Raw genomic sequence first — 8,745 nt, forward strand, 5'->3', positions numbered from 1 at the left:
AGTGAGCGTTCGCCACGCTACGGCGTCAAGCCCCCGACCGTCAGTCGAACTTCCCTTTCCCGCATTGGAGAACGATCTTGAACCGTACTGCCGTCAAAAACTTTGCCCAGTGGGCCCGCCGCCACCTGCATGACGTTGTCCGCGCCCGCCTCGCCCTCTTCGGAGTCACGGAAAAGGGGATTGAACCCCCGACCCGCATTCAGGGTGGTCTGATCATCGGCGGGCAGACGCTGACGCTGGAGTCTACCGATCTGGGGCAGTACGACGCCCTCGTTCGCCACTACCACGACCTCTCTGGCACACCGAAAGAGAAGTTCCTGCTGCTGGTGGACGAGATCGCCTACACGTGGTTTAACCGCCTCGCCGCGTTGCGATACATGGAGGTCCATGGGTACGCTGAGCGGGCGCTGTCCAGCGACCAGGAGGGCCAGCCCGACCCGAACCTGCTGCGGGACGCCATGACCCTGGCCGCTGGGGGCGACCTGGGCGAGCAGGTGACGCCGGACGTGATTGCCGAGTGGCAACGCCTGCACCAGCCCGGCGAGGTCTACCGCCGCCTGCTGGCCGCCTACGCCGGCACCTTTGCCCAGACCATGCCGTTCCTGTTTAGCCAGGAGAAAGCGTGGCTGGACCTGTTCCTGCCCGACACGCTGCTCAACCAGGATTCCATTGTTCGGCGCATGTTGTCCGATATCCCGGAAGAGGACTGGCAGGACATCGAGATTGTCGGCTGGCTCTACCAGTTCTACATCTCGGAGCGCAAGGACGAGGTGTTTGCGCAGAAGGGCAAGTACAGTCCCCGCGACATTCCTGCGGCCACGCAGCTGTTCACACCACACTGGATCGTGCGGTACATGGTGGAGAACAGCCTGGGCCGCGTGTGGCTGGAGGCACACCCGGACAGCACCCTGCGCGAGCACATGCCGTACTACCTGGAGAGCGAGAACCCGGCTCCCACGCCAAACCCAGATCTGACGCCCGAGCAGCTGACCGTGATGGACCCGGCGTGCGGCAGCGGGCACATCCTGGTGTACGCCTTCGACCTGTTGGCCCACATCTACCGCGAACGAGGCTACAGCGAGCGCGAAATTCCCGCGCTGATTCTGGAACACAACCTGCACGGCCTGGACATTGACGAACGGGCCGCGCAACTGGCGAGCTTCGCCGTGGTGATGAAGGCCCGTGAGCTAAACAGCCGCCTGCTCCGACGTGAGATGCCCGCTTTGAACATCCTGCAGGTGAAGTCCACCCGGCACCTGCGGCTGCCTACTGCTGGAAGTAAGGACATGCTGGGCCAGTACGCCACCCTGAGCGGTGGCCTGACTGATGCTGACGCATTCAACCCCAACGACTGGCAACCGCTGGTGGACGCCTTTGCCGATGCCGACCACTTAGGCAGCCTGATTACTCCGCCCGCCTTCGACGTCGAGCGGCTACGGCCGCAACTGCGCTGGCTGGAGGACAGGGGAGGGCTTGACGCTGGGGCGCTGGAGGACTTGCACCACCTGCTAAAGCAAGCCGAGTTGCTGAGCCGGAAGTATGACGCAGTAGTAGCGAATCCGCCTTATATGGGTGGGGCAAACTACACAAGTGTTTTGGAGACATACATCGAGAAAAATCTTACTGAAGGGAGACAGGATTTATACGGCACCTTCCTGTTGAAATCTCTCAAACTAATTAAGGTTTCATCATATATTGGAATGATTACAATCCCTAATTGGATGAACCTTGGCAGTTTTGAGGAACTCCGCAGGAGTATACTGAAAGACTCCAATATTGTCAACCTAGTTCATAATGGCAGAGGGGTTTGGGGGTCGGATTTTGGAAGTGTCGCCTTCATAATTAAAGGACAGAAAACCCCGAATCACGTTGGCAGGTACTATAAATTATTTGAGAAAAATTTTGTTTCAGCTACTCCAGAAGAATTGGAGAAACGCTTCTTCTCTTATGAACCCTTCAAAATAAACGACCAGCAGTTTGAAAAAATCCCTGGCTCTCCTATAGCTTATTGGTTTAGTAGCAGATTTTTCGATGCCTTTTCAGCCCCAGCGGCAAGCGAATATGCTGACATGGGTGTAGGAATGCAGACAAGCAACAATGAGAAATTTTTGCGCTTGTGGCATGAAATAAGAAGTAATTCTACACAATGGATAGGCTATAACAAAGGTGGAGGCTATCGGAAATGGTATGGCAACTTGGAGCACAAGGTGGCGGCGTATATTGTGCAGTCTAATAGAAAGATGGAGTTTGCGGAAAAGAATCCTACGGTGAGCTGGAGTCGCATTGCCTCTGCAAAGACGAGCTTTAGATATTACCCGTCGGGAATTCTCTTTGATAGTGCGTCTCCTGCCATCCTAGTGCACGACAGACGTATTCTGCTGACTTACCTGAGTCTTTACAACTCAAACTTTGCTAATACTGTGCTGGATATCTTGTGTCCTACATTAAACTATCAATCGGGTGACGTTGGCAAGATGCCATTCAAACTCTTGCAAAATAGAAACCTAAGTGACATCGAAAACATCATTTCCCTCTCTAAAATCGACTGGGACAATTTTGAAACATCCTGGGATTTCCGAACTCATCCTCTGCTACGCCCCAGCACTGCGACCGTTCCTGAAGCCTTCTCGCTGTGGCAGGCTCAGGCGGAGGCGGCCTTCCGCGAGTTGCAGCGGCTGGAGGAGGACAACAACCGCTACTGGATCGACGCCTATGGGTTGCAAGACGAACTGACGCCGGAGGTGCCCGACGACCAGATCACCATCCGCCGCGCTGACTTGGGCCGCGACGTGCGCTCGCTGCTGTCCTATGCGGTGGGTTGCATGATGGGCCGCTATTCACTGGACGAACCGGGCCTGATTCACGCTGGTCAGCCTTTCGACTCCTCGCGCCACACGCGCTTCCCAGCAGACCGCGACGGCCTCCTGCCTGCGACACTGGACGGCTACTTCGAGGACGACATCACCAGCCGCTTCCAGGAATTCCTGCGGGTGGCCTTCGCGCCAGAGAAGGTGGCCGAGAATATGGAGTGGGTCGCCGCAGCCCTGGGCGGTCAAAAGGCGGGGGAATCAGCCGAAGCCCGCATCCGGCGCTACTTCGCCACCGAATTCATGTCCGACCACATCCAGACGTACAAGAAGCGGCCCATCTACTGGCTTTTCACCAGTGGCAAGAAACGCGGCTTTGGGGCACTGGTGTACCTCCACCGCTACGACGTAGAGACGCTGGCGCGTCTGCGCACCGATTACCTGCTGCCGCTTCAGCGCAAGCTGGACGCCGAACTGGAACGGGCGAAGGGCGAGAAGGACGCGGCGAGCAGTACAGCCGCGAAAAAGCAGGCCGACAAGCGCATCAAAGACCTCTCTGAGCAGATTGCCGAGGTCCACAAGTACGACGAGTCTCTCAAGCACGCCGCTGACCTGAAGATCACCCTCGATCTTGATGACGGTGTGGCCTACAACTACTGGCTGATGAGCGCCGCCGGGCAGGAGTATCTGACGGGTCGCCCGCTCAAGGGCCTGCAGGATCTCGTCTACACGGGCACAGACCTGAAAATGGCCGACTTGGAGAAGAAGAGTCAGTGGAAGCGTGACCTGATCGCGCAGACGCTGCCTGAGGCCGCCACGAGGTGAAGTTCTGGAATGCCCGCTGGCAGGGAAAGCGGCTGCAGAAGTTCGGGTTCTCAGTCTTGAGGAGCTGCACGAGTTCGGCCAGCGCTACAGCATCCATCTTGAGGCGCTGGAGGTATACGAGGAAGAACGGCCTGAAGCGCAGACCGAAACCGATGAAAATCAACGCTCTGGGCCGGTCGACGAGGAAGATGCCAGTGAACCATCAGACCCGGCGCCCTACGGCTGCTGGCTGAAGTGGCCGGGCCTATTCCTGACCGATGGGCAGGGCACCGAGTTGGCCTTCTCCTCGGTCGAGGACGCCCGCGCCTGGATGCAGGAAGAAGGGTACCTGCCCGGCACGCTGTTGGTCCGGTCGCTCCTCGAGCGTTCAGAGCTGAGCTGAGGACGATCTCGTGAGCGTCCAGGAAGGACAGGTGATCGGATGACACAGCTCATGGCCCCAGCTCCACCGGCTTTCGAGCGTCCCGTGCATCAGCTTCGGGAACGTGGGCAGTTGCTTCTTCCTTCCTTCTCTCACGCAGACCGCGTAGCGCTTTTTCACATCAATGCGCAGCGTTCAGGGGCGTTCACGCTGACCGATACCCCTCAGGGTGCGCGCCTTGAAGCGGGTCCGTACGTGGGCGTGTTCACCCTGGCGACCTGCACGGTGCAGGTGCGGCCGAAGGCGGGGATCGGCACAGGCAACCTGCTGTTCATGCTGGCCCGGACAATGGGCCGCCAGTGGTCCCTGCCTCAAGCCCCCCTGTCCCTGAACACCTCCAATCTTCAGGAAGAGCTCGCGGCGCTCTTTGTTCATAGACTAAGGACTGAACTTCAGCGTGGTCTGCTTCGCCGGTCGCAGAACGTTCAGGAGGAGTTGCCTGTCCTGCGGGGGCGCCTGCGGGTGGCCGCGTACATGCGCCAAGGTGACCGCTCCAGGTTGCCCGTCGAGTACGTGGACCTCACCGCAAACCATCCGGCGAATCGTCTGTTCCTGCTCGTCCTCGAGCGACTCCTGAGCCGCGTTTCCGGGTGGGTGCTGCGCCAGCATGTGGCTGAACTGCGGGTGTGGCTGCGCGAGGCCGGCGTCACTCCATGGCCAGCCACACCACACGACTGGTCTCCGTTTACCCTCAACCGGCTGCAGCGTCGCTACGACCTGCCCTTGACCCTGGCCCGCATGCTTCTGGAGGGCTGGGGCGCCTGGCAGGACGCGGGCCCGGTTCACGGGCAGGCCTTCGCGTTCAACATGGACCGCTTGTTTGAGCAGTTCCTGACGCGTGTGTTGGTTGAAGACGTTCTTCCAGGGACCGGGTACGTTGGCCGTGCGCAGCGGCCGTTTCATCAGCGCGAGTATCTCTTTCAAGGTGGTGTTCAGGAACTTCTGCCTGACCTCACAGTGCTGGAAGGAGGCGAGGTGAGGTTGATCATCGACTTCAAGAACAAGCGCCTAGGAGGCGCGCACAACGGCAGCGACCTCTATCAGATGTACAGCTACGCCCGTCACCTGCACTGTGGGCATGTCTTGCTCATATACCCAGATGCGGTGAACGTGCCGACCCTCAAGGCCGCCGGTCTACCGCCACTCCAGATCAGCGCCGCAGGGATAGACCTGAAACCCGGCCTGCCCCAGCACCTTCCAGACTTGCACGAGCAGTTGCGCGCTTTCCTGCGCGGTCAAGGAATTCACCTATGAGCACCGTAACTCCCGAAGACCTGAACGCCCGCCTCATCACCTGGGCCCAGACCCATCCACCACAGGTGTCTGAAGAGCACCGCCTGATCCGGGAAGACTTTCAGCAGACATTCCCTCTGGAGACCCTCAGGGATCTGCCCCTGGAGAAGTACGTCGTTGGCCGTGGGGACAGCCGCACGTTCTGTTACGCGCTCGAGTGGGGCACAGGCATGCTTGGCAGTATCAGCGGTGGCGCGTCAGCGAAGTTTGGCGTGTACTGGAGCCAGGCAAAGAGTGCCTACGTGGTCAACACGATGTTCAGCAGCCCTGAGGACGCGCGGGCGCGGATTCTGGACGCGATTGTTCAGGCGGCTGAGAAACTGGAGCAGGGAGATGTGGCAGGCGCCGACATAGCCAGCGCCCTCATGGGTGAATCCCGCTACGGGCTGAGGCTCAAGCCACTCACGCTTTACTTCCCGCGGAAGCTGCTTCCGATCACGCAGCCTGGCCACCTTCAACACTTCCTCCGGCTGCTGGGGCAGGTGCCGAGTGGTGATCAGGCGGCGCTCAACCATCAGCTGCTGACCTTTCTCCGAGCCCAGCCAGCGGCTCAGGCCTATGACAACGTCGGCTTGATGCGCTTCCTGTATGACCATTTTCCTCCACCTCCAGTTGGTGAGGTAGAAAGCAGTTCCCGTGCGTGGAAGGTGGCTCTGGGAGAGCGGGCCAGTCTGCTTCCAAAAGCCCTGGAGCACTCCTGCATCTTTATCGGCTCGTCGCTGCCTGATCTGAGCAAGGTCGCGGCTGAAGACATGGAAGCCCAGATTGCTGAGTCCGGGGGAGACCGGGGCTTTGCCTTGTCAGCGCTGCATTTCAGCCAGCGGATGCACGAAGGAGACATTGTCATTGCCAACCGCGGTACCAGCAAAGTGGCCGCCGTCGGGCTCCTGGAAGGGCCTTACCTCGAGCCGGGGGCTGAATTCAATCCGCTGACACCAGAGGTGCTGGGCCCGGACTTTCCCTTCTGGGCCCATATGCGGCGCGTTCGCTGGCTCGTGACTCAGGACCTTCCTCTTCCGGCCAGCGCCACAGGTTTCGCCCGCCGCACCATCACTCCTGTCGCTGAGGCTGGCGTGCAGGCGATACTCGATGCCTACGCGCAGCAGGACCCGAGCCCTGAGATGCTGGCCTGTCTTCAGGAGCTCGGGTGGAAAGGTCGTCCGGACGAGCAGGCTCCACGCCCCCCTTTGCCAGAGGACGTGCAGTACCTCGTCGACCTCGCGTCACACACCCGCAACATTGTGCTGTACGGTCCGCCCGGAACTGGCAAGACGTATACCGCCCGCGAGTTTGCCCAGGCATGGTTGGGAGAGCGACCTGCAGTGCCAACACCTTTATCGGGTGAGGCGGCTCAGCCACGTCGGTGGTGGCAATGCATCGCCATGGCGTTGGCTGACCTCGGTTCAGCGACTGTCCCTCAACTGCTGGAGCACCCGGAAGTGCAGGAGTTCGCGCAAGGACGTCCCGACAACAATTCCATCAGCGGCACAGTGTCAGAACAACTTGCGACGCATACCCATCCGAGTGACCCAAGCAGTCGCGCAGCGAAACGGTACGCCCCATACATTTTCAGCCGGGAGGGTCAGGACCCGAATTCGCTCCGCTGGACCCTAAACGCGGAGGGCCACAGGATTGTTGCCTGGTTGCAGGAGGTACGCGCTGCCAGTGGAACGGTTTCGGCTGCCCCGTCTCACCTCAATCTTCACCTGATCACCTTCCATCCTGCGTTCACCTACGAGGAGTTCATGGAGGGCCTGCGGCCCACGGCCGATGGCGGCTTCGAGGTGCGCGATGGTGCCTTCAAGCGGGTGTGTCAGGCGGCACACGCCAACCCCGATCAAAACTATGTCGTCATCATCGATGAAATCAACCGTGCGGACACAGCCAAAACCTTCGGCGAACTGATTACCCTCATCGAGGACGACAAGCGCGCCGCCCCAGGCACCTTGGGCAACTACAGCGTGACCTTGCCGTATTCGGACGCTCCTGACAATCTGTTCAGTGTTCCAAGCAACGTTTACGTGGTCGGCACGATGAACACAGCCGACCGCTCTATCACGCTGATGGACGTGGCCCTACGGCGCCGCTTTACCTTTGTGGAAGTGCCGCCGAAGCCCGAACTGCTAAAGGGCACGGTAGCAGGGACCAGCCTGTCTCCAGAGCGGCTCTTGCGAACGCTGAACGAGCGCCTCACTGAGGCCCTGGACGCCGATCACCGGATTGGACACGCCTACCTGATGGGAGAAACGCTGACTGTACGTGACGTGGCCTTCCGCTGGCGTCATAAGCTGATCCCGCTGCTTCAGGAGTATTTCTATGCTCAGGACGCCGGACTCCGCTCTTTACTTGGAGAGCCCCTTTACCTTGATGCAGTGGGTGTGAAGCGGCTCAGTAACGAGGCCCTTGCTGAGGCACTGGCGGGATTCGCGGGCTCCGAAGCGATGAGCCGGAGTTCAGGCTAAGTGGGCAAGGGGCATACGGCGGCACAGACAGCTCAAGAGTGAGGCGTCAAGAGCACAGTCACGGCGTAGAGTTCGGACATCTGGGCTTGTGCTCCCTCTCGGGTCCTGCTTCCCTCTGTCGAACCTTGGGTGGCTCACGGCTCAGGTATGCGTCATGGCCCAGTGGCTGGCCCCACGCATGGGAGAAGGAGCCAGGGGCAGTTTCGGAACAGTGACAGGCTCTGTCAGTCGCACCTCGGTGCTGTCTGACCGACCGCCCATGTCGTTACCTTGGTTTGAGGGTAGCCATTTGGTTGTGTGGTGGACGGGCAACCACTTTGACCTTGTCGCTTAAGCCATCTCGCATGAGGGCGTGCCGCATGAAGAAGTCAGGGTCTCCGTCATAGATATGCTCCTCCCATGTCGACGGCACCATGCCAGTGTTCAAGTAAGGCCGGATGCTCCTGAACCATTCCCGGTAAGCGTGGTCAGATCCATACGCTGCCTCTGCCAATCTGGGGAAGCTGAGCACAAACAGGCCAGCGAGATGTTTGGGCTTCATGTCGCCTTTCAGCAACATTGTCCAGTCACCGTTTTTGATGTGTCCTGGAGCCTTCCACGTGATCCAATCATCGTCAGACAAACAGAGGTGGGGACTGTCTATACCAACGAAGCCGTCCTGTTCCCAGACATCGGAAGCAGCATAAAGCTGGAGCCGCCAGTGGACGGTAAACCAACTGCGTGAAAAACGGAGTTGCTCAAAGCCAATCCGGTGCAGCTCATCGAGCACTTGCAGCATTCGGAGATGGGTGTAATTGGGATGGTGACGTGGGAGGGCTCAGTAGCCGACAACTTCGCATAATTGCCGTCCCAGACAACACATCTCCCTCCAGCATGTCAAGGGACTCGACGGGAACGCGAAAAGGCGGTGTTTTGAAGGTGTGCAGCCACCAAAACC

General features: G+C 59.4%; 4 protein-coding genes. 3 read left to right on the forward strand and 1 reads right to left on the reverse strand.

Annotation, left to right across the window (positions count from 1 at the left end; genetic code table 11):
* Window positions 1-77: 77 nt before the first annotated feature.
* The 3 genes from pglX (at window position 78) to KMW22_RS18010 (ending at window position 7,808) form a co-directional block, all read left to right on the forward strand.
* Window positions 78-3,632, forward strand: a complete 3,555-nt coding sequence (gene pglX, locus KMW22_RS18000) for a BREX-1 system adenine-specific DNA-methyltransferase PglX (RefSeq protein WP_221091411.1) — start codon at window positions 78-80, stop codon at window positions 3,630-3,632.
* A 421-nt stretch (window positions 3,633-4,053) separates the two neighbouring features.
* The gene (locus KMW22_RS18005) at window positions 4,054-5,307 is read left to right on the forward strand and encodes an McrC family protein (RefSeq protein ID WP_221091412.1); all 1,254 of its coding nucleotides are present in this window, start codon (window positions 4,054-4,056) and stop codon (window positions 5,305-5,307) included.
* The gene (locus KMW22_RS18010; RefSeq protein ID WP_221091413.1) at window positions 5,304-7,808 is read left to right on the forward strand and encodes an AAA family ATPase; all 2,505 of its coding nucleotides are present in this window, start codon (window positions 5,304-5,306) and stop codon (window positions 7,806-7,808) included. Before KMW22_RS18005 ends, KMW22_RS18010 begins: the two co-directional genes overlap by 4 nt.
* A gap of 265 nt (window positions 7,809-8,073) precedes the next feature.
* Here KMW22_RS18010 and KMW22_RS18015 read toward each other — a convergent pair whose 3' ends face one another.
* The gene (locus tag KMW22_RS18015) at window positions 8,074-8,586 is read right to left on the reverse strand and encodes a hypothetical protein (protein WP_221091414.1); all 513 of its coding nucleotides are present in this window, start codon (window positions 8,584-8,586) and stop codon (window positions 8,074-8,076) included.
* Between the last annotated feature and the right edge of the window lie 159 nt (window positions 8,587-8,745).

It is taken from the genome of Deinococcus aquaedulcis (genome assembly GCF_019693445.1).
Lineage (GTDB): Bacteria > Deinococcota > Deinococci > Deinococcales > Deinococcaceae > Deinococcus > Deinococcus aquaedulcis.